This window comes from Micromonospora sp. NBRC 107095 (genome assembly GCF_030269705.1).
Lineage (GTDB): Bacteria > Actinomycetota > Actinomycetes > Mycobacteriales > Micromonosporaceae > Micromonospora > Micromonospora parva.
The window spans coordinates 59,237-84,035 of record NZ_BSTU01000006.1 but is presented as its reverse complement, the minus strand read 5'-3'; the positions used below and the strand labels follow the sequence as shown (position 1 = coordinate 84,035).

Annotated in this window: 19 protein-coding genes and 1 riboswitch; of the genes, 15 read left to right on the top strand and 4 right to left on the bottom strand. The window is 71.1% G+C overall.

Annotated features, from left to right (window positions below; all coding sequences use genetic code 11):
• Nucleotides 1–2: 2 nt before the first annotated feature.
• The 4 genes from rpsD to truA all read left to right on the top strand — a co-directional run bounded on the left by rpsD (nucleotide 3) and on the right by truA (nucleotide 3,240).
• Nucleotides 3–629: a 30S ribosomal protein S4 gene (gene rpsD / locus QSK15_RS26020; RefSeq protein WP_030329921.1), complete on the top strand. Its 627-nt coding sequence runs from the start codon at nucleotides 3–5 to the stop codon at nucleotides 627–629.
• A 98-nt stretch (nucleotides 630–727) separates the two neighbouring features.
• Complete coding sequence (locus QSK15_RS26015) at nucleotides 728–1,750, top strand: DNA-directed RNA polymerase subunit alpha (RefSeq protein WP_007465227.1); 1,023 nt, start codon at nucleotides 728–730, stop codon at nucleotides 1,748–1,750.
• Between the two features lie 34 nt (nucleotides 1,751–1,784).
• Nucleotides 1,785–2,342 carry a 50S ribosomal protein L17 gene (gene rplQ / locus QSK15_RS26010; protein WP_030329923.1) on the top strand — a complete coding sequence of 186 codons (558 nt, stop codon included), beginning with the start codon at nucleotides 1,785–1,787 and terminating at the stop codon, nucleotides 2,340–2,342.
• A gap of 67 nt (nucleotides 2,343–2,409) precedes the next feature.
• Complete coding sequence (gene truA / locus QSK15_RS26005) at nucleotides 2,410–3,240, top strand: tRNA pseudouridine(38-40) synthase TruA (protein ID WP_285796775.1); 831 nt, start codon at nucleotides 2,410–2,412, stop codon at nucleotides 3,238–3,240.
• 67 nt (nucleotides 3,241–3,307) lie between these two features.
• On the opposite strand, the gene QSK15_RS26000 is transcribed toward truA, so the two are convergent.
• Entirely contained in the window at nucleotides 3,308–4,426 is a 1,119-nt protein-coding gene (locus QSK15_RS26000; protein ID WP_285796774.1) for a hypothetical protein, read from the bottom strand.
• Between the two features lie 130 nt (nucleotides 4,427–4,556).
• On the opposite strand from QSK15_RS26000, the gene QSK15_RS25995 reads away from it, so the two are divergent.
• Together QSK15_RS25995 and QSK15_RS25990 are read left to right on the top strand one after the other, a co-directional pair.
• Complete coding sequence (locus QSK15_RS25995) at nucleotides 4,557–5,162, top strand: class I SAM-dependent methyltransferase (protein ID WP_285796773.1); 606 nt, start codon at nucleotides 4,557–4,559, stop codon at nucleotides 5,160–5,162.
• A gap of 41 nt (nucleotides 5,163–5,203) precedes the next feature.
• Complete coding sequence (locus QSK15_RS25990) at nucleotides 5,204–6,883, top strand: ABC-F family ATP-binding cassette domain-containing protein (protein ID WP_285796772.1); 1,680 nt, start codon at nucleotides 5,204–5,206, stop codon at nucleotides 6,881–6,883.
• A gap of 63 nt (nucleotides 6,884–6,946) precedes the next feature.
• On the opposite strand, the gene QSK15_RS25985 is transcribed toward QSK15_RS25990, so the two are convergent.
• Nucleotides 6,947–9,742 (bottom strand): AfsR/SARP family transcriptional regulator, encoded by a 2,796-nt coding sequence (locus QSK15_RS25985; RefSeq protein WP_285796771.1) that lies wholly within the window; start codon nucleotides 9,740–9,742, stop codon nucleotides 6,947–6,949.
• A 175-nt stretch (nucleotides 9,743–9,917) separates the two neighbouring features.
• Here QSK15_RS25985 and QSK15_RS25980 point away from each other — a divergent pair, with 175 nt between their 5' ends.
• Both QSK15_RS25980 and QSK15_RS25975 read left to right on the top strand, forming a co-directional pair.
• Entirely contained in the window at nucleotides 9,918–10,490 is a 573-nt protein-coding gene (locus QSK15_RS25980) for a peptidoglycan-binding domain-containing protein (protein WP_285796770.1), read from the top strand.
• A gap of 168 nt (nucleotides 10,491–10,658) precedes the next feature.
• Nucleotides 10,659–11,621 carry an aldo/keto reductase gene (locus tag QSK15_RS25975; protein ID WP_285796769.1) on the top strand — a complete coding sequence of 321 codons (963 nt, stop codon included), beginning with the start codon at nucleotides 10,659–10,661 and terminating at the stop codon, nucleotides 11,619–11,621.
• A gap of 309 nt (nucleotides 11,622–11,930) precedes the next feature.
• Here QSK15_RS25975 and QSK15_RS25970 read toward each other — a convergent pair whose 3' ends face one another.
• Complete coding sequence (locus QSK15_RS25970; RefSeq protein WP_285796768.1) at nucleotides 11,931–12,536, bottom strand: hypothetical protein; 606 nt, start codon at nucleotides 12,534–12,536, stop codon at nucleotides 11,931–11,933.
• A gap of 71 nt (nucleotides 12,537–12,607) precedes the next feature.
• Nucleotides 12,608–18,439, bottom strand: coding sequence for a ThuA domain-containing protein (locus QSK15_RS25965; RefSeq protein ID WP_285796767.1), 5,832 nt, complete (start codon nucleotides 18,437–18,439; stop codon nucleotides 12,608–12,610).
• 312 nt (nucleotides 18,440–18,751) lie between these two features.
• Nucleotides 18,752–18,861, top strand: a riboswitch (TPP riboswitch).
• Here QSK15_RS25965 and thiE point away from each other — a divergent pair.
• The 7 genes from thiE (at nucleotide 18,856) to thiC (ending at nucleotide 24,797) form a co-directional block, all read left to right on the top strand.
• On the top strand, nucleotides 18,856–19,482 hold the full coding sequence (gene thiE, locus QSK15_RS25960; protein ID WP_285796766.1) for a thiamine phosphate synthase: 627 nt from the start codon (nucleotides 18,856–18,858) through the stop codon (nucleotides 19,480–19,482). (Overlaps the previous riboswitch by 6 nt.)
• Nucleotides 19,476–20,639 (top strand): glycine oxidase ThiO, encoded by a 1,164-nt coding sequence (gene thiO / locus QSK15_RS25955; RefSeq protein ID WP_377617384.1) that lies wholly within the window; start codon nucleotides 19,476–19,478, stop codon nucleotides 20,637–20,639. Before thiE ends, thiO begins: the two co-directional genes overlap by 7 nt.
• On the top strand, nucleotides 20,630–20,830 hold the full coding sequence (gene thiS / locus QSK15_RS25950; RefSeq protein ID WP_285796765.1) for a sulfur carrier protein ThiS: 201 nt from the start codon (nucleotides 20,630–20,632) through the stop codon (nucleotides 20,828–20,830). Before thiO ends, thiS begins: the two co-directional genes overlap by 10 nt.
• Nucleotides 20,827–21,606 carry a thiazole synthase gene (locus QSK15_RS25945; RefSeq protein WP_285796764.1) on the top strand — a complete coding sequence of 260 codons (780 nt, stop codon included), beginning with the start codon at nucleotides 20,827–20,829 and terminating at the stop codon, nucleotides 21,604–21,606. Before thiS ends, QSK15_RS25945 begins: the two co-directional genes overlap by 4 nt.
• Complete coding sequence (locus QSK15_RS25940; RefSeq protein ID WP_285796763.1) at nucleotides 21,603–22,406, top strand: thiamine phosphate synthase; 804 nt, start codon at nucleotides 21,603–21,605, stop codon at nucleotides 22,404–22,406. The genes QSK15_RS25945 and QSK15_RS25940 overlap by 4 nt, the downstream gene beginning before the upstream one ends.
• Nucleotides 22,403–23,188: a bifunctional hydroxymethylpyrimidine kinase/phosphomethylpyrimidine kinase gene (thiD, locus tag QSK15_RS25935; RefSeq protein WP_285796762.1), complete on the top strand. Its 786-nt coding sequence runs from the start codon at nucleotides 22,403–22,405 to the stop codon at nucleotides 23,186–23,188. The genes QSK15_RS25940 and thiD overlap by 4 nt, the downstream gene beginning before the upstream one ends.
• 16 nt (nucleotides 23,189–23,204) lie before the next feature.
• Nucleotides 23,205–24,797 (top strand): phosphomethylpyrimidine synthase ThiC, encoded by a 1,593-nt coding sequence (gene thiC / locus QSK15_RS25930; RefSeq protein WP_285796761.1) that lies wholly within the window; start codon nucleotides 23,205–23,207, stop codon nucleotides 24,795–24,797.
• Nucleotides 24,798–24,799 lie beyond the last annotated feature (2 nt).

Here is a 24,799-nt window from a genome sequence, read left to right as displayed (position 1 = left end):
AGATGGCTCGTTACACCGGTGCTGACTGCCGCCGTTGCCGGCGGGAGAAGATGAAGCTGTTCCTCAAGGGCAGCAAGTGCGATGGTCCGAAGTGCCCGTTCGAGTCCCGGCCGTTCCCGCCCGGGCAGCACGGCCGCGGCCGCACGAAGGAGACGGAGTACCTGCTCCAGCTCCGCGAGAAGCAGAAGGCCCGCCGCGTTTACGGCGTGCTGGAGAAGCAGTTCCGCGGTTACTACGAGGAAGCCGTCGGCAAGCAGGCCAAGACCGGTGAGGTCCTCCTGCAGATCCTCGAGTCGCGGCTGGACAACGTCGTTTACCGGGCCGGCTTCGCCCACTCGCGGGACATGGCCCGCCAGCTGGTCAAGCACGGTCACTTCACGGTGAACGGCAAGAAGGTCGACATCCCGTCGTACCGCGTCAAGGAGCACGACATCATCGAGGTTCGGGGCAAGAGCAAGGAGCTCACCCCGTTCATCGTCGCGCAGGCTCAGGCCGGCTCGAAGACGGTTCCGGCGTGGCTTGAGGCCATCCCGAGCCAGATGAAGGTGCTCGTGCACTCCCTCCCGGCCCGGCAGGTCATCGACACGCAGGTCCAGGAGCAGTTGATCGTCGAGCTCTACTCCAAGTAGTCGGGCTCGTTGCGGTGGCCCGCCCGCTTGGGCGGGCCACCGGAACAGTTTGTGTCGTGGGCGTCAAATAGCGGGCGTCCCGGAAGAGAAGAGAAAAGATGCTCATCAGCCAGCGACCCTCCCTCTCCGAGGAGTCGATCAACGAGACCCGGTCGCGGTTCGCCATCGAGCCGCTGGAGCCGGGCTTCGGCTACACCCTGGGCAACTCGCTGCGGCGTACGCTGCTGTCGTCGATCCCGGGCGCGGCCGTCACCTCGATCAAGATCGACGGTGTGCTGCACGAGTTCACCACGATCCCCGGTGTCAAGGAGGACGTGGTCGAGCTCGTCATGAACATCAAGGAGCTGTGCGTCAGCTCCGAGCACGACGAGCCGGTCAGCATGTACCTGCGTAAGCAGGGCCCGGGCGACGTGACGGCGGGCGACATCCAGCCGCCGGCCGGCGTCTCGGTGCACAACCCGGATCTGAAGCTCGCCACCCTGAACGGCAAGGGCCGGCTCGACATGGAGCTGACCGTCGAGCGGGGCCGGGGCTACGTGACGGCGGCGCAGAACAAGCAGTCCGGCGCCGAGATCGGCCGCATCCCGGTCGACTCGATCTACTCGCCGGTGCTGAAGGTGACCTACCGCGTCGAGGCGACCCGTGTCGAGCAGCGTACCGACTTCGACCGGCTGATCATCGACGTCGAGACCAAGCCGTCGATGGGCCCGCGTACCGCGCTGGCCTCCGCCGGCTCGACGCTGGTGGAGCTGTTCGGGCTCGCCCGGGAGCTGGACGAGACCGCCGAGGGCATCGACATCGGGCCGTCCCCGCAGGACGCCCAGCTGGCGGCGGACCTCGCTCTGCCGATCGAGGAGCTGGACCTCACCGTCCGCTCCTACAACTGCCTCAAGCGCGAGGGCATCAACTCCGTTGGTGAGCTCATCGGGCGTACCGAGGCCGACCTCCTCGACATTCGCAACTTCGGTCAGAAGTCGATCGACGAGGTCAAGATGAAGCTCGCCGGGATGGGTCTCGGGCTGAAGGACTCGGCTCCGAACTTCGACCCGGCGCACGTCGTGGACACCTTCGGCGAGGCCGACTACGACACCGACGACTACCGCGAGACCGAGCAGCTCTAGTCCGCGCTGCCGCCACAACTGAGGAGCACCAAAAATGCCCACGCCCACCAAGGGCCCCCGCCTCGGCGGCAGCCCCTCGCACGAGCGGCTGATGCTCGCCAACCTGGCGACCGCGCTGTTCCAGCACGGCAAGATCCAGACCACCGAGACGAAGGCCCGGCGGCTGCGCCCGCTGGCCGAGCAGCTCATCACCAAGGCCAAGCGCGGTGACCTCGCCTCGCGGCGTCGGGTGCTGGGTGTCGTCAAGGACAAGGACGTCGTCTACGCCCTGTTCGACCAGATCGCGCCCCGGTACGCCAACCGCCCCGGCGGTTACACCCGGATCGTGAAGACCGGTCCGCGCAAGGGTGACGCCGCTCCGATGGCGATCATCGAGCTGGTGGAGGAGCTTCAGGTCGCCGAGCCGAAGGCGAACAAGAAGACCGCCGCCCGCAAGGCCGCGCAGCAGGACAAGGTCGAGGCGCTCGCCCCGGCCGACGAGGCCCCGAAGTCGGCTCCGGCCGACCAGGACTCCGAGGCGCCGGTGTCGGCGTCCGGTGACACCGCCGCCGCCCGCGAGGACAGCGACGAGGCCACCGAGAACAAGGCCTGATCAAGGGCATTGTCGGGCCCGGCACCCCATCGGGGTGCCGGGCCCGACCCGTCACAGGAGGTACGAGGTGGACGAGCAGATCCGGCTGCGGCTGGACGTCTCGTACGACGGCGCCGACTTCTCCGGCTGGGCCGCCCAGCCGACCCGGCGCACCGTCGCGGGGGTGCTCGTCGAGACCCTGGACCTGGTCCTCGGCGTCGGCACCGCCACCGGGCTGACGGTGGCCGGGCGGACCGACGCGGGGGTGCACGCCACCGGGCAGGTGTGCCACCTGGACCTGCCGGTGGAGGTGTGGCGTCAGCACGAGGGGCGACTGCTGCGCCGCCTGGCCCGGCTGCTCCCCACCGACGTGCGGGTACGGGCGATGACGGAGGTGCCGGCCGACTTCGACGCCCGGTTCTCGGCGACCTTCCGACGCTACGAGTACCGGGTCACCGATGCGCCCTTCGGCGCGGAGCCGCTGCGCCGGCACGAGGTGCTGGCCTGGCCGAAACCGTTGGACCTGACGGCGCTGAACGCCGCCGCGGCCGGGCTGGTGGGGGAGCACGACTTCGCCGCGTACTGCCGGCGCAAGGAGCACGCGACCACGCTGCGCGAGGTGACCAGGCTGGACTGGCGTCGCGACCCGGACGGCATCCTGGTCGCCACCGTGCAGGCTGACGCGTTCTGCCAGGCGATGGTGCGCAGCCTGGTGGGGGCGATGCTGGTGGCCGGGGACGGCCGTCGCCCGGTCGAGTGGCCGGGGAGCCTGCTCACCCGTCAGGAGCGCTCCAGCGAGGTGACAGTGGCGCCCGCACACGGGTTGACCCTGGTCGCGGTCGGCTACCCGTCCGATCCGGCCGAGTACGCACGCCGCGCCGACCTGACCCGCCGGTTGCGGGTTCCGGTCGAAGGCTGACCGCCCGGACCGTCAACGACGACGGGTGTGCCACCTGTCGGCAGCACACCCGTCATCGGGGCACCGGTCAGTCGCCCGGCAGTTCGCCGTTGCCGCCCTGGCTTCCGCTGTTGTCGGTCGGCCCGGCAGTCGGTTGCGCGGCCGTGCCACCGTCGGCTCGCTGTTGCAGCACACCCCGGCTGAGGTGCAGCTCGATCATGTCGAACAGGATCTCGCGGACCTTGGCGTCACCCGCCTTGACCGCCGCGCCGTCCTTGCGGACCACCAGGGCGTACGCCAGGTAGTGGCCGCGGACCTGCCATCCGACGCGTGCCGGAGCGCTGGTCAGGACGTCGGTGCCGTCGCCGTCGTCGCCGGTGAGGCCACGGAAACGGCCCTGCCGTTCGTCGAGCAACTGCCGGAGCCGGTCCCGGGCCCGTTCCGCGCTGACCTTGTCGGTGAGATTGAACAGGCCGGCGGTGACCAGGTGCCCGTCGTCGGGCGTGCTCAGCGTGGCCCGGACGATCTGGTTGCAGCCGAGCCGGACGAGCAGGTCGGCGACCTCGTCGGTGGCGGCGACGGCGCAACTGCCGCTGGACTGGGTCTTGAGCACCCGGTAGCTGGGCTGGCCGTCGGTGAGCTTCAGTTCCTTGCCGGGGAAGAGTTCCTTGGCGGTGAGCGGGGCCTGGTCGGTGTCCCGGGAGTCGAGGGCCACCCGTTCCGGCGAGGCCGACGGCGCGGCGGCGTTCGGCTGGTACGTCGGGTTGCTCTGCGGCTGCTGCTCGTTGCGGTCGATGAGCACCGCGGCGGCACCGAGGCCACAGAGGGCGAGCAGTACCAGGACGGCGGCACCGCCGATCAGTACCTGCCACAGTCGGCCACCGCCGCGCCGGGCGTTCGGCTCCACCGGGGTTGCCGACGTGTAGATCTGGCTGTGCGGCGGTGCGGGCGGGATGTCGGCACGAGTCGGCGCGGACTGCGGCAGATCGGCCCGTACCGGCGCGGACTGCGGCAGATCGGCGCGGGTCGGTGCGGGCGACGACGAGGGCAGCGAGAGTTGGTTCGGCCGAGGCAGCGACGGCGTCGGGAAGCGCGACGGGGACGGCCCGGCCGGCGGGGGCGGGCCGGTGCCGAGCACAGACAGATCGGACCCGGGCTCCGGGTAATCCTCGAAAGCGTCCTCATCGGACTCGTACCGATACACCATGTCGCCCAGAGTAGGAGCGATTGTCCCTTTAGGGGGTAATTTCGAGGAAATGCGCGCGTGGGTCGGCCCAGGTCGGTGGAGAAGCCGATCGCCCCGGCGGTCATTCCCGGGCCGGTGCGAGAATTGCCCGGTGACCGGCGACCACTACTTCACCGCTCAGCCCACCAGCGACGCCCCGGCGCGCGAGGTCGAGTTCTCCGTCGCCGACCGCGACTACCGGCTCGCCTCGGCCGGCGGAGTCTTCTCCGCCAGCCGGCTCGACCCGGGTACCGCCGTGCTGCTGCGCAAGGCCGAGCTACCCGCCGCCGACAGCGTGGGCGACCTGCTCGACCTCGGTTGCGGGTTCGGGCCGATCAGCTGCGTCCTGGCCGACCTCGCGCCGGCCAGCACCATCTGGGCCGTCGACGTCAACGCCCGGGCCCGCGAGCTGACCGCCGCCAACGCGGCCCGGATCGGCGCCGCCGACCGGGTCCGGGTCAGCGCACCGGACGACGTCCCGGAAGACCTCCGCTTCGCCCAGCTCTGGTCGAACCCGCCCATCCGGATCGGCAAGGACGAGCTGCACGACCTGCTGCTGCGCTGGCTGCCCCGACTCGCCCCGGACGGCGTCGGCTGGTTGGTCGTCGCCCGGCACCTCGGCGGCGACTCGCTGCAACGCTGGCTCACCGAACAGAGTTGGCAGGTCGAGCGGTACGCCAGCCAGAAGGGCTTCCGGGTGCTGCGCGTCACCCGGTAATTGGATGTACCCCCCGACCCTCACTGGGGCAGGATCCCGGCGTGGGATACGTGGACGTGGCAGCGGTCGGGCACATCCTGCCCGACGGTCGGGAACTCTTCGCCGACGTGTCGTTCCGGGTCGGGGAGGGCAGCAAGGTCGCCCTGGTCGGGCCGAACGGCGCGGGAAAGACGACGCTGCTGAGGATGGTCGCCGGTGACCTGCCGGTGCGCACCGGCGTCGTCGCACGGGCCGGCGGGCTGGGCGTGATGCGCCAGTTCATCGGCATGATCGGCGACGAGTCGAGCCTCGCCGACCTCGCGTTGTCGCTGGCCCCGCCGGCCCTGCGCGACGCCGGCCGGCGACTCGGCGAGACCGAGGCGGCGATGCGGGCGGCCGAGGCCCACGGCAAGTTCAGCAACGCCGCGGGCAAGGCCCAGCTGGCGTACGCCGATGCGCTCGGCGCCTGGGGCGAGGCCGGCGGGTACGACGCCGAGGTGCTCTTCGACACCGTCGCGACGATCGTGCTCGGCCAGCCGTGGGACGCCGTCCGGGACCGGCCGGTGCGTACCCTCTCCGGCGGGCAGCAGAAGCGCTTCGCGTTGGAGTTGCTGCTGCGCGGCCCGGACGAGGTGCTGCTGCTCGACGAGCCCGACAACTTCCTCGACGTGCCCGGCAAACGCTGGCTGGAGGCGCGACTGCGCGAGTCGACCAAGTCGGTGCTCTACGTCTCGCACGACCGCGAGCTGCTGGCCCAGAGCGCCGACCGGGTGGTCGCCGTCGAGGGTGGCAGTGCCTGGGTGCACCCGGGCGGCTTCGCCAGCTGGCACGAGGCACGGGTGGCCCGGCACGCCCGCCTCGACGAGCTGCGCCGGCGTTGGGACGAGGAACACCAGAAGCTGCGCGAGCTGATGCTGATGTACAAGCAGAAGGCCGCGTACAACGACGGGTTGGCCTCGCGCTACCAGGCCGCGCAGACCCGGTTGCGTAAGTTCGAGGAGGCCGGGCCGCCGCCCGTACCCCCGAAGGACCAGGACATCCGGATGCGGCTGGCCGGTGGGCGGACCGGCAAGCGCGCGGTCGTCTGCGAGCAGCTGGAGCTCGACGGCCTGACCTACCCCTTCGACCTGGAGATCTGGTACGGCGACCGGGTGGCGGTGCTCGGTGCCAACGGAACCGGCAAGTCGCACTTCCTGCGGCTGCTGGCGCGCGGCGGCACCGACCCCGACCCGGCGAACGGGCCGGTCGACGGAGCCGGGGCGCTCGCTCCGGTGGCGCACGACGGTGTGGCCCGCCTCGGTGCCCGGGTACGCCCCGGGCACTTCTCCCAGACCCACGACCGGCCGGAGCTGATGTCGAAGACGCTCGTCGAGATTCTCTGGCGCGGCGACGAGCACCGCACCGGTTTGGACCGACACGCGGCGATGGGCGTGCTCAGCCGCTACGAGTTGGCCGCGCAGGGCGACCAGCGTTTCGGCACGCTCTCCGGCGGGCAGCAGGCCCGGTTCCTGGTGCTGCTGCTGGAGTTGTCCGGGGCGACCCTGCTGCTGCTCGACGAGCCCACCGACAACCTCGACCTGGCCAGCGCGGAAGCGCTCGAAGCGGGCCTGAACGCGTTCGAGGGGACGGTGATCGCGGTCACCCACGACCGTTGGTTCACCCGCTCCTTCGACCGGTTCGTGCTGTTCCGCGGCGACAGCGAGGTGGTGGAGACCCCGGAACCGGTCTGGGACGTGGGGTGATCCCGGCCGACCTGCCCGACCGGCTGTGCGCCGTCGAGGTGCCGCACAGCTGAGCTCGGAGGGCTAGGACGGAACCAGGCGTTCGAGGCGTCGGCGGCCCTCCGCGGCTGCGGGGTCGCCCACGTCCTCGTAGATTCGCACCGCCTGGCCCCAGGCGGCGGCAGCAGCGGTCAGGTCGCCCATCCCTTCCCGGGTGTCCCCGAGTCGGATGAGGGTCTCCGCCTCGTGGTAGCGGTCGGCCGAGTCGCGGAAAAGTTGGATCGCCTGCTCGTAGCAGTCGGCCGCGCGGTCGCGTTCACCGAGGCGGTGGTAGGCGAAACCCAGGCTGTCGAGCGTCGCGGCCTGGCCGTTGCGATCGTCGCTCCGTCGTTGCTGGTCGAGTGCTTCGGTGCAGCTCTCGATGGCCTGGACATAGTCGCCGGTGGTCGCCAGCAGCCAACCGATCGCGTTGAGTGTCCGAGCTTCACCCGAGCGGTTGCCGACCAACCGGTAGAGCCGTAGCGCCTCACGACCGTGTGCGAGGGCTTCGTCGAAGCGGCCGTCCAGATAGCAGAGTTCACAGTAGTTGTGCAGCGTCTGCGCCTGACCAGTCGGATCGCCGAGGCGTTCGTGCAGCTCGAGTGCGCGCTTCAGCCGGTCCTCGGCGGCATCGCGGTCGCCGAGTCGGGTCAGCGCACGGGAGAGTAGCCGGTTGGCAGCAGCCTGGCCGGCCAGGTCGTCGATCTTCTCCGCGGCGGCCAGCGCGACCCGTTGGATGTCGAGCTGGTCCTGCCACAGGCCACGCGGCGCGACGAAGGTGGTCAACGCCCAGGCGATCTGCCAGGCGTACGCCTCGAACCCGTTCTCGGCGGCCTGCCGAACCATTCGAATCAGCACCCGGTGCTCCGCCGTGAACCAGGCGAGCGCGCCGCCGTGATCGGTCACCGGCCGCCTGGTGGGTCCGGGCAGCGGCGGAACCGGCTCGATCGGGGGCCACTGCGGCTGGAGCAGTAGCGCGGCCGGATAGGCGGCGTGCAGGTAGTGGTCGTACAGGCGCTGTCGGGCGGCCGCGTGTTCGTCGGCGCGCTCCGAGGACTCCGCGAGTTCGGCCGCATAGGCGCGTAGAAGATCGTGGAAGGCGTAGCGGCCAGGCGCGTGCTCGGCCAGCAGGTTGAGCCGGGTCAGCTCCCGCAGTCTCAACGTAACGGCTGCGGTCGGCGCGCCGGCGAGCGCCGCGGCCGCGGCGGCGGTCAGGTCCGGGCCCGGATGCAGCCCCAGCAGAGTGAACAGCCGCGCCGCGTCCTGCCCCAGGGCCAGGTACGACCAGGAGAAGACGCGCCGCACGTCACCGTCGGCCAACGCGTCCAGCCGGGCTTCGGTGGAGTGCAGTTCGGCGGCGATGGCGCCGAGCGGAAACGTGGGATGGGTGGCGACGCGTGCCGCCACTATCGACAGCGCCAGTGGAAGCCTGCCAGCGGCCTCGACGATGTGGTCCACCGCGGCCGGCTCGGAGGCAAGGCGGCTGGCCCCGATCCGACCGGCGAGCAGGCTCATCGACTCGTCCGCCGTGAGCACGTCCAGTGTCAACGGCGCCGCGCACTCGGCGGCGATCAGGCCACCGAGCCGGTCCCGGCTGGTGACCACGACCATGCAGCCGCCGGCACCGGGCAACAGGGCGCGAACCTGGGCGGAGTCGCGGGCGTTGTCGAGCACCACGAGCATCCGGCGAGAGGCCAGGAGGCTGCGGTAGAGGCCACTCCGGGCCTCCGTGCCAGCGGGTATCCGGGCGTGGGGCACGCCGAGCGCTTCGAGGAATTCGGACAGGGCGTCGAGCGGGGACACCACCCCGGCTTCGTCGTAACCCCGAAGGTTCACATACAGCTGGCCGTCGGGGAAACGGTCGGCAACCCGGTGCGCCCAGTGCAAGGCCAGGGCGGTCTTGCCAACTCCAGCCATGCCCGACACCGCGGATATGACCACGGTGGTCGACCTCTGCGCGTCGCCGTCCAGTAGCGCGTCGAGGCTGGCGAGCTCGGCGCTGCGGCCAACGAACTCCGGTACCGCGCGCGGTAGCTGCTCGGGGCGCAGGATGTGCGGCCCCGGCCTGTTCGACCCCGATGGCGGTTGCGCTGCCAATCCCGGTCGGTGATGCAGGATGTCGTCGTAGACCTTGATGAGTTCCGGCGTGGGATCGAGGCCGGTCTCCTCCGCCAGCGCCTGCCGAGCCTGCCGGAAGGCGTCCAATGCGCCGGCCACATCGCCGATGCGATACAGGCCCACCATCAGCTGGCCCCACGCCCGCTGCCGCAGCGGGTGCCGGTCGAGGAGGGTCCGCAGTCGGCGTACCACCTCGGCCGGCGCGCCGAGCGCCAGCACCGCCTCGGCGTAGTCCTCCTCGACGAGCAGCCGGCGCTCCTCGATCTGCGCCACCCGCCTGGCCAGAGCTGAACGCAGGGGCAGACCCGACAGCGGTGCCCCGCGCCAGATTCCCAGTGCGGCGGAGAGTTCGGCTTCGGCAAGGTCCATATCGGCGGCAGCGAGAGCGTCGCGCCCCCGGGCCGCCGCAGCGTCGAAAAGGTCCAGGTCCCGCTCGTCGGGGCCTACCCGGAGCCGGTAGCCGCCCGCCACCGCGGTGATCCCGTCCCAGGACGCCCCGTCGCTGAGCGACTGCCGCAGCCCGCGCACGTAGGTGCGGAGGTTCGCAGCAGCCGACACCGGCTCTTCGTCGCCCCAGAGCATCAAGGCCAACTCGTTGGTGCCGACGACCTCGTTCGGGCGCAACAGCAGGGTGGCCAGCAGGAGACGCTGCTTCACCGAGCCCAGCGGAACCAGCCGGCCCTCGCGGTACACCCGGATCGGGCCGAGGATCTCGAAACGCAACCGGGCACCTCACAGATGGGCGCTGCAATCCGTCTCCAGACGCACCGCGCCTGGGATGACGGGGCGGGCGGGTGACCTGTACGCCAATTGTGCGGCGGATGTACCGGCCCCACCTTACCGTTCAACCGTCCCATCGCCCATCGAAGTATCCACCTCTGTCCAAGCAAGGAGATGCATGTCTTCGCTCCGCTCCATCCGCCGCGTGCTCCGTAGGGCTGCGGTCCCCGCAGTCGGCGCGGCGTTGGCCATCGGCATCAACGTCACCCTCGCCACGCCGGCTGTGGCCAGCGGCTCCTACTCGGGCAGGGCGTACGTCTACGGCACCGGTGCGGTATCTGACGATTTCGATGACGAGGGCGTCGTCAACGTCGGAACGCACCGCAGCTCGAACGTCACCTGTCTGTGGCAGACCATTCTCTGGGCAAATGGTTACCTGCCCTCGTCCGGGGTCGATGGCATCTTCGGCGACCAGACCGATGCCGCAACGAGGAATTTCCAGCGGGACAAGAGCCTCGGCGCGGACGGCTCCGCTGGCCGGAACAGCTGGACGAAGGCCGGCGACAGGCTCGTGCAGGACGACGACCAGAACGGGTGGCGGTACGTGGTGTACCGGGGGGCACGGGGCTCCAGGAGCGCGTACAGCGCGCACGAGTTCGTCTTGCAGCGCTCGCCCGACGGAAACTACCGGTTCTACCCGCCTCAGGGCGGCGGCCCCTACTGGGCCACCTACAACACCCGCACCTGCTGATCTCGAGGCTCCGTGAGCGTCTCCGGGGGCCGCTGGGCGTGTGCATCGTCTCGGTGGCCCCGGGAGGGTCGGTCAGGCTGGCGGGCAGCAGCGAAACCGCCCGTGAGCTGCTTACCGAGGTGCTCAGCTCGGCCTCCGCCGGGACGGCCCGCACCCGGCCGGCATAGGGTGGATCTCGTGACTGACATGACCTATCGCCGGCTGGGCGACTCCGGGCTCGTGGTGTCCGTGGTCGGCATCGGCTGCAACAATTTCGGCCGCAAGCTCGACCTCGACGGCACCCGGGCGGTGGTGGACGCCGCGCTGGACGCCGGGATCACCCTCTTCGACACCGCCGACATCTACGGCGATCCGCAGGGCAGCTCCGAGGAGCTGCTCGGGCAGGCACTCAAGGGCCGCCGGGACGACGTGGTGCTGGCCACCAAGTTCGGCATGGACATGAACGGCCTCAACGGGCCGGACTACGGGGCGCGGGGCGCGCGGCGCTACATCGCCCGTGCAGTGGAGGCGTCGCTGCGCCGGCTCGGCACCGACCACATCGACCTGTACCAGATGCACGAGCCGGACCCGGGCACCCCGATCGACGAGACCCTGGCCGCCCTGGACGACCTGGTCCGCGACGGCAAGGTGCGTTACCTGGGCAACTCCAACTTCGCCGGCTGGCAGATCGCCGACGCGGACTGGGTCGCCTCGTCCAACGGCCGGGCCCGCTTCATCAGCGCGCAGAACCACTACAGCCTCGTGGAGCGCTCGGTGGAGGCCGAGGTGATCCCGGCGTGCGAGCGGTTCGGCCTCGGCATGCTGCCGTTCTTCCCGCTTGCCAACGGCCTGCTCACCGGCAAGTACAAGCGCAGTGAGCAGCCCCCGGCCGGCAGTCGGCTCTCCGGCGGTGGCCGGTACGCGGAGCGGCTCGCCGCGGCCGACTGGGACACCATCGAGGCGATCGAGGCGTACGCGGCCGAGCGGGGTCTGAGCATGCTCCAGGTGGCGATCGGTGGGCTGGCCGCCCAGCCGGCGGTGACCTCGGTGATCGCCGGTGCCACCACGCCCGAGCAGGTACGCGCCAACGCCGCCGCCGGCACCTGGGAGCCCAGCGACGACGACCTGGCGGCGCTGCGCGCCATCCTCTGAGCGGCTCGGGCTGGCGCGGTTCGGCGCGACCGGCGCGGCGCCTTGATCCACTCGTGTTCCTGAAAGTCGGGGTGACCTGGGGCCGGGGAATGCGCGGTTTCATGAGAGTCGAGTCGATCATGCCGGTCGCTGCGGCTAGGTGACGCCAGTACGGGCTGGCGGTGACCGACCAACCCCGGGTTGGTGGGTGAGATGACGATGGGCCGGGCCGCTGGTTGCGGCCCGGCCCGTTTCGTCGTCAGTGTTGGTCAGTCGACCGCTCCGGCGAGATCGTCGTGGTCAGCCGGTGCGGCGGCGAGATCGTCTTCGTCAGTCGGTGCGGCGGCGGCCGAACAGCATGGCCACCCCCATCGCCGCGGCGACGAGGACCAGACCGGCTGCCGCGAACGGCCACCAGCGGGCGCCCGCCCCGCCTGCCCCGTCCGTTGGCTTCGTCACCGCGACCGGCTCGGGCGCCGGCGGTGACTGCGCCGCCCGGGCCTGCACCGTGGCGGTGGCCTTGCCCGGCAACGGGGCGGGGGAGTTCACCGTCACCTTCCAGGTGCCGGTGGAGAGCACCGGGCCGCTGCTGTAGAAGCCGTGCCCCTCGGGCTGCGGTTCCAACTGCACCGGCCCGACCTTCTGCCCGTCGGGGCCGGTGGCGGTGAGGACCAGCCGCACCACCTGTTCGAGCCGCCGGCCATCGGTGTAGCTGGCCTGGATGGTGACGCCCTGAGCGCCGTCGCCGGCCACCGTGAGCTTGAGCTTGTCGGCCTGCGCCGCCCGGGCCGCCAGAACGGCCCGCACCGCCTGGGCCGTCTGGGCCGTCTGGGCCGTCTGGGCCGCTTGGGCCGCCTGTGCGGCCGGGGCGGCGGCGAACAGGGTCAGGGCCAGTCCGACGGACCCGGCGGCCAACACCTTGCGGATACCCGTCACGGACATCCCCTCCCTACCGATGAGGGAGGCCCCTCCCCGACGCCGCAGCGCCGGGGAGGGGCCTCGTCGGATCAGAGCTGGCGACCGGGTGCCAGCCGGGTGGCGTCGCCACCGAGCCGTCCGGTGCCCTTGACCGAGTCGCCGTCGTTCGCCTTGACCCCGGCCTTGCTGGCCGCGCCGCCGAGCCGAACGATCATGGCGTCGGCGTCCCGGATCAGGACGTCCCGGACCTCCGCCTCGGGCACCAGGGTGGTGTCAGAGGCGAGCGTCCGGAACGCGGTCAGCTGCCGTACGGCCGCCTTGTCGTCGCCGGCCGCCTCGGACGCCCGCACAGCGTCGAGCTTGTTCGACAGCTGCTTGTGCGCCTTGGTCGAGAGCCGCCCCGTCGCCTTGAACCGGTCCAGCAGACTCTGCATGTCCCGGAACGAGGTGGTGACGAAGAACCGGACCGTCGAGGTGGTCTTGTTGCCCGCCTTGTCGGTCGCGGTCACGGTCAGCTCGTGCAGGCCGAGCGACAGGTCGTACATGGCCTGCAGCGTGCCGCTGGCGTACGCCTGGCCGTCGAGCTGGCCGACCACGCTGGCGATGCCCGAGGTCGGGTCGACGGCCTGCCAGGCAACCCGGACGTCCTGGCTGTCACCGTAGAGCTGACCGTCGGCGAGACCGGACACCAGCAGTGTCGGCTTGGTGCCGTCGATGCGCAGCACCGCCGACTTCAGCGTCTCGACGTTGCCCGCCTTGTCCGTCGAGCGGAACAGCAGCTCGTGCTGCCCGTCGCCGGTCACCTCGACCGGAGCCGAGTACGGCGTCCACGCGCCACCGTCCAGCGACCACTCCACCGTCTTCACGCCGGAACCGGCGTCGGTCGAGGTCAGCACGACCGGGATGGTCCCGTTGTGCCAACCGGCGTCGTTCGCCGGAGCGAACGTCGCCGAGGTCACCGGCGCGGTGGCGTCGATCTTGACCGAGACGGTCTTGGTCGCCTCCACGTTGCCGGCCTTGTCCGTCGAGCGGAACCGGAGTTCGTGCTCGCCGTCCCCGCTGACCGCCACCGGAGCGGTGTACGCCGTCCAGGTGGTGGCCCCGTCCAGCTGGTACTCGGTGCTGGCGAGCCCGCTACCGCCGGCCTCGTCGGCGCCGGTGAGCGTGATCGTCACCGGTCCGGTGTACCACCCGTCGGTCGGGGTGCCGGAAACCGCCGCGGTGGTCACCGGCGCGGTCTCGTCGGCCACCTCCGTGCTGAGCCGGAAGTAGTCGAACGAGGCGGTCTTCGACGCCGTCTGGTTGGCGCCGAGGGTGAACAGCCCCACCTTCGGGGTGGCACCCACAGCGGTGTTGGTCAGCGCCTCCAACGCGGTCCAGGCCGTCCCGTCCGCCGAGTACGACGCGGTGAACGTGTCGCCGACGCGCGCCAACCGCAGGTGCCAGACGGCGCTGGTCAGGTTGGTCACCTCCGGCTGCGGGTTCTGCACCGTACCGGCGATCTCGCTGCGGAACTCGATCCGCCGCGTCACCGCCGAGCCGGCCTGGTTGTCCGCGATGAAGTCGAACTTCAGGTAGTTGTCGTCGTCGGCCTGCACGAGCAGACCGGCCTGCTGGTACTGCTCGTTCAGCAGGCTGCCGTCGACCTTCGTCTCCAGGGTCCAGTCGCCCGACGGCGCGGTCTGGAGGATGAAGTTCTTCGGCCCGGTGTTGTCGGTGCCGTAGATGTCACCGTTGGGCACGTCGATACGCAACGCGCCACCGGTGACCCGGTAACCGGTCGGGTCCTCCCGCAGGATCGCGTCCCACCGGCACTTGTCCAGCGTGGTGCCGTTGAACTCGTCCGACGGGTCGACCGGCCCGGCCGGGGCGTCCGGCGTCACCTGGAACGAGTCGAAGGCCGCGTCGACAACCGGTGCCTCGGTGCCACCGTTGAGCGCGAAGACCCCGATCCGCGGGTTGGTGATGCCGGCGAGCGCGGCCGAACGGCCGACCGGGGTGAACGTCTGGCCGTCGCTCGAAACGGACGCGGTCAGGTTCGTCCCGTCGCTGGTGACCCGCAGGTACACGGTGTCACCCGCCGGTGCGTTGGTGGCGTCGGCAGACTCGTTGCGCGGCGTGCCCGCCGTCTCCCGGATGAACTCCACCCGCCGGCTGCCGTTGTACAGCAGGTCCACCTTGGCGTAGTTGTCGTCGTCGCCGTACACCAGCAGGCCGGCCTGCTGGTAGTTGGCCGTCACCGGCAGAGTGACCTTGGTGGTCATCTCCCACGCGCCGGTCGGAGCCGGCTGGAGCACCAGGTTGGTGGCGTCGTTGCGTGCACCGTAGAGGTCACCCACGGCGGTGGGCAGCCGCAGTGCGCCGCCACTGAGGGAGTAGAGCTGGTTCTCCCGGATCACGCTGGTCCAGCGGTCCTTGTCGAGCGTGTTGCCGTTGAAGTCGTCCGAACGCGCCCCGAAGCAGGACGTGTCCGGCGCGTCGACCCGCACCGGCACCGTGGCGTACGACTTGGCGCCCTTGCTGTCGGTCACCGTGAGGGTGGCCGTGAAGGTGCCCGCGCTGGTGTAGGTGTGGCTGGCGTCCAGGGTGGTCGCCGTACCGCCGTCACCGAAGTCCCAGGCGTACGTCAGCGGGGTGTCGCCCTCGGCGTCGGTGGCCGTGCCGTCGAAGGCGACGGTGACCGGTGCGGTGCCGGTGGCCGGGGTGGCCGTGGCGCTGACCACCGGCGGCGCGTTCTCGGTGACACCGCGGCCGACGAAGTCCATCCAGTTGACGTTGAACAGCGAACCAGTGCCGCCGTTCGGGTCGCGGGCCAGGAAGTACAGCGAGCCGCTCGCGGCGCCGGTGACCGGTGCGCTCACGTCCGTGTACGTCTGCCACGCGCCGGTCGCCGGCACGGTGGCAGTGGCGACCACCGGTCCGTCGACCGCACCGGCGCGAACCTCGATCCGACCGCCAGCGGCGGCGGAGGCGGCCCGGAACCGGATCTCGGTGATGTTGGTCAGGTCCGCCGGGGCGAGCGACCACCAGTCGCCGTCCTCGATGAACGCGATGTTCTGACCGCCGCCGGCGGTGTCGGCGCCGGTTTCCCGCTGCACGCCGGCGTCGCCGCCGCCGGTGCTCACCGGAGCGCGCCCGGTCGCGGTGAAGAACTCGGCCTGCTTGCGCTTGGGCTGCAACACCTCGATCACCCGACCGGTGAGCGGGCTGGCGCCGCCGGCACCACCGTCGTCGGTGTAGGTGGCCTCGAAGACCGCGAAGACGTTCGCCTCGGCGCCATGCCCGGAGGCGAGCGACGTCTGGACGGTGCCGGTGCAGCCGGTGTGCTGCTCCAACGGGTGGGCGTGCTCGTCGTGACCCAGGAGCACCTGGAGGTTCACCCGGTCACAGTCGATCTCCCCGTCCTCCGGGTCGGTCACCTTGATCGTGTATCGGACCTGGTCGCCCCAGTCGAAGAACCCGCCGTCCGGCGGGAACTCGATGGTCACCGTCGGGGACGTGTTGCCCACGGTGACCGGCACGTTGGCCACCGCGGTACGGCCCTTGGGGTTGGTGACGGTGAGCTGGGCGGTGTAGTTGCCCGCCGTGGCGTACGTGTGGGTCGGGTTCGCCTCGGTGGAGGTCTGCCCGTCACCGAAGGCCCAGGCGTAGCTGAGCGTGCCACCGTCCGGGTCCCGGGATCCGGCGCTGGAGAAGGTCACCGTCAACGGCGCCGCACCCGAGGTCGGGGTGGCGGACGCCGCAGCGATCGGTGCGCGGTCCCCGGCGGTGTAGTCGATCCGGTAGACGCCCGAGTTGTCGTTGTTGCCGCCGAAGCCGCTGCCCCACTCGATCAGGTACAACGCGCCGTCGGGGCCGAACTCGAAGTCCATCGGCCGGATCATGCTCATGCCGGTGAGCAGCTGGTTGATGTCCACCAGCGACTTGCCGTCGGGGGTCAGCTGCATGGTGTACATCTTGTTCTGGTTCCACTCGCCGAGCAGTGCCTTGCCGTCGTAGTACGCCGGCCACTTGCGGGTGGAGTTGAGGTCGGCGTCGTAGCGGTAGACGGGGCCGCCCATCGGTGCGCCACCGCCGCCGATCTCCGGGTAACGCGCGTCACCGGCGTACCCGTAGTCGACGGTCGCGGGGACGACCGGCGGGAGGTTGGTCAGGCCGGTGTTGTTGGGCGAGTTGTTCACCGGCGCGGCGCAGTCGAACTTCGCGCCGCTCGGGCCGGACGGGAACGTGTAGTCGTTGTACGCCTCGTTCGTCCCGGTGCAGTACGGCCAGCCGTAGTTGCCGGGGGTCACGATGTTCCACTCGACCAGGCCCCGAGGGCCGCGGTTCGGGTTGTCGGAGTTGGCGTCCGGCCCGTAGTCCGCGACGTACAAGGTGTTGGTCTTCGGGTCGGTGCCGATCCGGAACGGGTTGCGGAAGCCCATCGCGTAGATCTCGGGACGGGTCTTCTCGGTTCCCGGCGCGAACAGGTTGCCGGCCGGAACGGTGTACGTCCCGTCGTCCTCCGGGTGGATCCGGATCACCTTGCCGCGCAGGTCGTTCGTGTTGGCGGAGGTGCGCTGCGCGTCATAGTCCTGGCGGCCGGCCCGCTCGTCGATCGGCGAGTACGAGTTCGACTCGAACGGGTTGGTGTTGTCGCCGGTGGCCAGGTACAGGTTGCCCTCGCCGTCGAAGGTCATGCTGCCGCCGGCGTGGCAGCAGGTGTTGCGTTGGGTGTCGACCCGCAGCACCTGCTTCTCGCTGGCCGGGTCGATGGTGTCACCGGTCACCGTGAAGCGGGACAGCAGGTTGCGGGTGACCCCGTCGTTCGGGGCGTAGTACAGGTACACCCACTTGTTGGTGGCGAAGTCCGGGTCGAGCCGGATGCCGATCAGGCCGTCCTCGTTGCCGGTGAAGACGTCCAGGTCGACGGCGGTGACGGTGTTGCCGGTGTCCGGCTTGATGATCTGCACCCGACCGTCGCGCTCGATGTAGAAGACCCGCCCGTCGGGGGCGATGTCCAGCTCCATCGGGTTGCTGGTGTTGCTGTCCAGGGAGATCTTCTCGAAGTTGGAGGTCTTCGAGGCGCCACAGTCGGCGCCCACCACACCGGCGGCGGTCTGGATGCCGCCGAGCAGGTGGGAGAGGAAGCCAGGCTCGGCGTACGACTCCCGGGTGTGTCCGCCTCCGGTGTACCAGGAGCGGCCGCCGTCGAAGTCCTGACACCAGGCGATCGGGTGGTCGGCACCCATCGCGCCGGCACCGGCGGTGTAGCTCTTCTCGTCGAGGCTGGCCAGCACGTGGACGTCCGGCCGAGGGTTGGTCTGGTAGTTGTACCACTCGTCGAAGCGGGACCAGCGGTCCGGCAGTTCCGCAGTGGACGGGTGGGCGTGGTCCTCGACCTTGACCGTGGCCTGCTGGTTCTGCGGGTGGTTGGCGAAGTACGCGCCGACGAGGTCGCCGTACCAGGCCCAGCTGTACTCGGTGTCCGACGCGGCGTGGATGCCGACGTAGCCACCGCCGGCCTGCACGTAGCGCTCGAACGCCGCCTGCTGCTCGGCGTTGAGCACGTCACCGGTGGTGGAGAGCCAGATCACCGCCTTGTACTTCGCCAGGTTGGCGTCGTTGAATGCCGCGCCGTCCTCGGAGTTGTCAACGGTGAATCCGTTGGCGGCGCCGAGCTGTTGGATGGCGGCAATGCCGGTGGGGATGGAGTCGTGCCGGAAGCCGGCGGTCTTGGAGAAGATCAGGACGGAGTAGGGATCGGCTGCGGCCTTTGGCGCCTTTGGCGCCACCTGGCTGACCGGGGCTGCGGCTTTCGCATCCCGTGGGGGGACCTGGGCGGCCGCCTGGGCGGGCGTGCCGAACAGGGTGGTCGAGGCCATGGCCAGGGAGATCAGGGTTGCGGTGATGGGTACGCGGGCACGACGAGAACGGGACACGCCGCCTCCTGTGTCGTAGTGACAGAGCTCGCGGGAGTCGGCTCGCCGAAGGCCGTCCCTGATGGAGCCGGTGGTGACGCCGTGCCAGGGTGCCCCCACCGACATTTTGTCGAATCGCTGAACAAATTAATTCGGCTGGCTCGATGTCGGGCAAGATGCGGGCGGGTAACGGTTCTGCAACGGCAGGCGACATTCCGAACAGGACCGCATGAAGTGCCCCATGGATCTTGATCGTTCTGTTGTGGTCCGGCCCGCCGGCCGCCGCCGACCCGGCGCCTTGGCAGGCCGGCGGATCTGTCGTACGGTGACACGCAAGTAACCCACGGGAGCCCGGTGTACCGGGCTGAGAGGGGGGCTGACAGCCCCCGACCGTCGAACCTGATCCGGGTAATGCCGGCGCAGGGAGGAGCGTTGCCGTGCCGTCCCTGGGACGATTGCATCTCATCACGGACACCCGACCCGGGTGTGACCCACTCGCCGTGGTCCGGGCCGCCCTCAGCGCGGCCCGTGCCGAGCTGGTGGTGCAGGTCCGGGTGGAGGATTCCGCCACCGACCGCGAGGCGTACGACCTGGCCCGACGGGTGCTGACGCTCTGCACCTCGTACGGGGCGTCCTGCCTGGTCAACGACCGGTTGCACGTGGCGCTGGCGGTCGGCGCCGCCGGTGGCCACGTCGGCGCCGACGACCTGCCGGTCGCCGCCGCCCGCCGGGTGCTCGGCCCCACCGGCGTGCTGGGCGCCACCGCCCGCGCGCCGGGCCCCGCCGGCGAGGCCGTCGCGGCGGGAGCCACCTACCTCGGCGTCGGACCGTGCCACACCACCAGCACCAAGACCGGTCTGCCGGATCCCATCGGGCCCGCCGGCGTACGTGCCGTCGTCGACGCCGTCGACGTGCCGGTCATCGCGATCGGTGGAGTGACCGCCGCCCGGGTGCCGGCGCTGCGGGCCGCCGGGGCGTACGGGGTGGCGGTGGTCGGTGCCGTCTCCGCCGCCGCCGACCCGGCACGGGCGACCGCCGCGCTGATCGAGGCTCTGACGTGCTGACCGGCCGGTCCCCGTCAGCGCCGTCGAGCGACCGGGTCCGGCCGGACGTGGCAGTGGTGGGGGCGGGGCCGATCGGGCTGGCGATCGCCTGGCGCTGCGCCGCGCGGGGGCTGCGGGTGGCGGTGCACGATCCCGCACCCGGCTCGGGGGCGTCGTCGGTGGCCGCCGGCATGCTCTCCCCGGTCGCCGAGGCGTACTTCGGCGAACGGCAGCTGACCGCGTTGCTGGTGGCGTCCGCCGCCCGCTGGCCGGCGTTCGCCGCCGAGCTGACCGAGACGACCGGAGTCGGGATCGGCTACCGGACCGAGGGCACAGTGATGGTCGGGCTCACCGGCGACGACCTGGCCGAGGCGCGCCGGCTCTGGGCGTACCAGCAGGGGTTGGGCCTGCCGGTGACGCCGCTGCGCCCCAGCGAGCTGCGCGACCGCGAGCCGGCGCTCGCCCCGCGGGTGCGCGGCGGCGCGCTCGCGCCCACCGACCACCAGGTTGACCCTCGGCTGCTGGTGCCGGCGCTGCGCACGGCCGCGCAGCGGGCCGGCGTGGTGCTCGTGCCACAACCGGTCCGACGGCTGTCCGATCTGGACGCCGGTGTCACGGTGGTCGCCGCCGGCTGTGGGGCCGCCGCGCTCACCGGCCTGCCCGTGCGGCCGGTGAAGGGTCAGATCCTCCGGCTTCGCGCGCCCGACGGCCTCGCGCCGGGCTTCCGGCACGTGATCCGGGGGTACGCCGACGGCGAGCACGTCTACCTGGTGCCCCGCGCCGACGGTGAGGTGGTGCTCGGCGCGACGGTCGAGGAGCGGTCGGACACCACTGTCACCGCCGGCGCGGTGCAGCGGCTGCTGCGCGCCGGGGTCGACCTGCTGCCCGAACTGGCCGAGTACGACCTGGTCGAGGCGGTCGCCGGGCTGCGCCCGGGCACCCCGGACAACGCGCCGATCCTCGGCCCGCTGCCCGACCGGCCGGACGTGCTGGCCGCCACCGGGCATCACCGGCACGGCATCGTGCTCACCCCGATCACCGCCGACCTGATCGCCGACCTGGTGCTCGGCGGCGGACCCGACCCACTGCTCACGCCCTTGCGGGCGGACCGCTTCGGTCCGACCGGTGCCGTCGTGGGCGGACCTGAACCGACGATGGAGGGGAACCCGTGGAGTTGACGGTGAACGGGGCCGGGCGCAGCGTTCCCGCCGGCGCGTCAGTGGCGGACCTGGTCGGCGACATCGTGCCGCACCCACGGGGGGTGGCGGTCGCGGTTAACGGCGAGGTGGTGCCGCGCACCGGCTGGCCGGCCCGGGCGCTGCGCGACGGTGACCGGGTCGAGGTGCTCACCGCGGCGCAGGGCGGGTGAGCGGCGTGCCATTCGAGCTGGGTGGGGAGACCTTCACCTCACGGTTGATCCTCGGCACCGGCGGCGCCGCGAACTTGCACGTGTTGGAGCAGGCGATCCGGGCGTCCGGGACCGAGCTGGTCACCCTGGCGTTGCGGCGGGTGGGCACCGCGCCGGGCTCCACCGGTGGCCTGCTGGAACTGCTGGACCGGTGCGGCGTACGCCTGCTGCCCAACACCGCCGGCTGCCACACCGCGACCGAGGCGGTGAAGGTGGCCCGGCTGGCCCGGGACGCGTTCGACACCAACTGGGTCAAGCTGGAGGTGATCGGCGACGAGCGGACGCTCCTGCCCGACGGGGTGGAACTGCTCCGCGCCGCCGAGGAGTTGGTCGCCGACGGCTTCACCGTTCTGCCGTACACCAGCGACGACCCGGTGCTCGCCCGCCGCCTCGCCGACGTGGGCTGCGCCGCGGTGATGCCGGCCGGCTCGCCGATCGGTTCGGGGCTCGGCGTCGGCAACCCGCACCACATCCGGCTCATCCGGCAGGGTGTCGACGTGCCGGTGATCCTCGACGCTGGCATCGGCACCGCGTCCGACGCGGCGCTGGCGATGGAGCTGGGCTGTGACGGGGTGCTGCTGGCGAGTGCCGTCACCCGGGCCGCCGACCCGGTGGCGATGGCCACGGCGATGCGGTACGCGGTCGAGGCGGGCCGGCTGGCCGCCGGGGCCGGCCGGATCGAGCGCCGTTTCCACGCGCTCGCCTCCACCCCCGACGAGGGAAGACCCGAGCTGTGACAGCGCCGTCCGGGGTCGTCGTGTTGACCGATCGGCTCGTCGCACGGGGCGGGCTCGACCGGGTCGTGGCCGCGGCGGCGGCCGGGGGAGTGCGCTGGGTGGTACTGCGGGAGAAGGACCTGCCCCGTGCCGAACGTGCCGCCCTCGCCACCGACCTGCGGGCGATCCTCGCCGACGTCGGCGGAACCCTCGTCGTGGCCGGCCCGGACCCGCTCGGCGGCGACGCCGTGCACCTGCCCGCCGCCGGCCCGTACCCGCCGCCACCCCACCAACTGGTCGGTCGCTCCTGCCACAACCAGACCGAGCTGACCCGCCTCACCACCGAGCACTACGCCACCGTCTCCCCGGTCCACCCCACAAGGACAAAACCGGGTTACGGCCCACCCCTGGGACCGGACGGCCTGCAAAGGCTGGTCGAGGTCAGCAACGTGCCCGTGCTGGCACTGGGCGGCATCGAAACCCCAGACCAGGTAACCGCCTGCGTCCAAGCGGGAGCCGCCGGAGTAGCGGTGCTGGGCGCACTCATGCGATCCCCAGACCCCACCGAAACAGCCACCACCCTCACCAGAGCCTTCCAAGAGGCGGTCACCCCGGAGCTGACCCAAACCCGGCACGGGGTCACCCCTGAGCTGGCCCAAGCCCGGCGCGGGGTCACCCGGGCCTCCACGTCAGGGCTGCGGCCGACCGTGCCCACGCAGGGATCAAGCCTGACCGCCCGGAGTGGGCACGGTCGGCCGCAGCCCCAAGCAGCAACCAACCACGACCCGCCACACCCCCAAACCAGAAACTCAGGAAAATGACCCCGAGCACGATCCTCACCATCGCCGGCTCGGACTCCGGCGGCGGTGCCGGCATCCAGGCCGACCTGAAGGTCTTCGCCGCGCTGGGCGCGTACGGCGCCAGCGTCCTCACGGCGGTCACCGCGCAGAACACCCGGGGTGTCGACGCGGTACTGCCGCTGCCTCCGCGCACTGTCACCGAGCAGTTGGACAGCGTGCTCACCGATTTCACCGTCGCCGCGGTGAAGACGGGGATGCTCGGCACCCCGGCGATCGCTGACGTGGTGGCCGAGGCGGCCCGGGACGGCCGCTTGCCGCAACTCGTCGTCGATCCGGTGCTGGTCGCCACGAGTGGTCACCGGCTCGGCGTGGTGGGCGCGGTGGAGCGGCTGTTGCCGTACGCCCGGGTGGCGACCCCGAACTGCGCGGAGGCGGCGGCGATCACCGGACGTCCGGTGGACGACGTGGCCGCGATGGTCGTGGCCGCCGAGGCTCTGGCGGCCGGCGGCCCGGAGTACGTGGTGGTCACGGGCGGTGACCTCGACGGGGGCGAGGCGGTCGACGTGCTGCACGGCGCGGGGGTCACCACAGTGTTGCGCGGGCCCCGGGTGAGCACCCGGCACACCCACGGCACGGGGTGTTCGTTCTCCGCGGCCATCGCGGTGCGGCTCGGTCGGGGCGACGCGGTGCCGGTCGCCGTGAGGGCCGCCAAGGAGTACGTGCTCCGTGCGCTGACCGGCGCGCGGGGCTGGGAGCTGGGCGCGGGGCGCGGGCCGCTGAACCACTTCGGCTGGTCCGCCTGATCACCAGGAGGCTGTCATGCACGCACGAGGCAAGGTGTACGTCGAGGGTTCGCGGCCGGATGTCCGGGTGCCGTTCGCGGAGGTGGGGTTGACCGGGGATCTGCCACCGGTGCGGCTCTACGACACGTCGGGTCCTGGTTCGGACCCGGAGGTGGGGCTGCCGCCGTTGCGGGGGCCGTGGATCGCCGAGCGGGGTGATGTGGCGCCGGTACGGGGGCCGGGCACCCCGCTGGCCGGTGTGGACGGTCGCCGGCCGACGCAGCTCGCGTACGCGCGGGCCGGTGTGGTGACGCCGGAGATGGAGTTCGTGGCGATCCGGGAGAACGTCGACCCGGAACTCGTTCGGTCCGAGATCGCCGCCGGACGGGCGGTGCTCCCGCTCAACGTCAACCACCCGGAGTGCGAGCCGGCGATCATCGGAAAGGCGTTCCTGGTCAAGGTGAACGCCAACATCGGCACCTCGGCGGTCAGCTCGTCGGTTGCCGAGGAGGTGGAGAAGCTGACCTGGGCCACCCGCTGGGGCGCGGACACCGTGATGGACCTGTCCACCGGCAAGCGCATCCACGAGACCCGGGAGGCGATCGTGCGGAACTCCCCGGTGCCGATCGGAACCGTGCCGATCTACCAGGCGTTGGAGAAGGTCGGCGGCGACCCGGTGAAGTTGAACTGGGAGGTGTTCCGGGAGACCGTGATCGAGCAGGCCGAGCAGGGCGTGGACTACATGACTGTGCACGCCGGTGTGCTCCTGCCGTACGTACCGCTGGCCGTGAACCGGGTGACCGGGATCGTGTCCCGTGGCGGTTCGATCATGGCCGCGTGGTGCCTGGCACATCACGAGGAGAACTTCCTCTACACCTACTTCGAGGAGTTGTGCGCGCTGCTCGCGAAGTACGACGTGACGTTCTCCCTCGGCGACGGGTTGCGCCCAGGCTCCATCGCCGACGCCAACGACGAGGCGCAGTTCGCCGAGCTGCGTACCCTCGGCGAGCTGACGAAGGTCGCCTGGGAGCACGACGTCCAGGTGATGATCGAGGGCCCCGGTCACGTACCGATGCACAAGATCAAGGAGAACGTGGACCTTCAGCAGGAGTGGTGCCACGAGGCGCCCTTCTACACGCTCGGTCCGTTGACCACCGACATCGCGCCGGCGTACGACCACATCACCTCGGCGATCGGCGCCGCGATGATCGGCATGTTCGGCACCGCGATGCTCTGCTACGTCACGCCGAAGGAGCACCTCGGCCTGCCGGACCGGGACGACGTGAAGGCGGGCGTGATCGCGTACAAGATCGCGGCCCACGCGGCGGACCTGGCCAAGGGGCATCCCGGCGCGCAGGCCTGGGACGACGCCCTGTCGAAGGCGCGGTTCGAGTTCCGCTGGGAGGACCAGTTCAACCTCTCGCTGGACCCGGAGACGGCCCGCTCGTACCACGACGCGACCCTGCCCGCCGAGCCGGCGAAGACCGCGCACTTCTGCTCGATGTGTGGCCCGAAGTTCTGCTCCATGAAGATCACCCAAGAGCTCAAGGAGTACGCGGCGCGCGGCATGAAGGACAAGTCGGACGAGTTCATCTCCGGCGGTAGCCGGGTCTACCTCCCGCTCGCCTGACC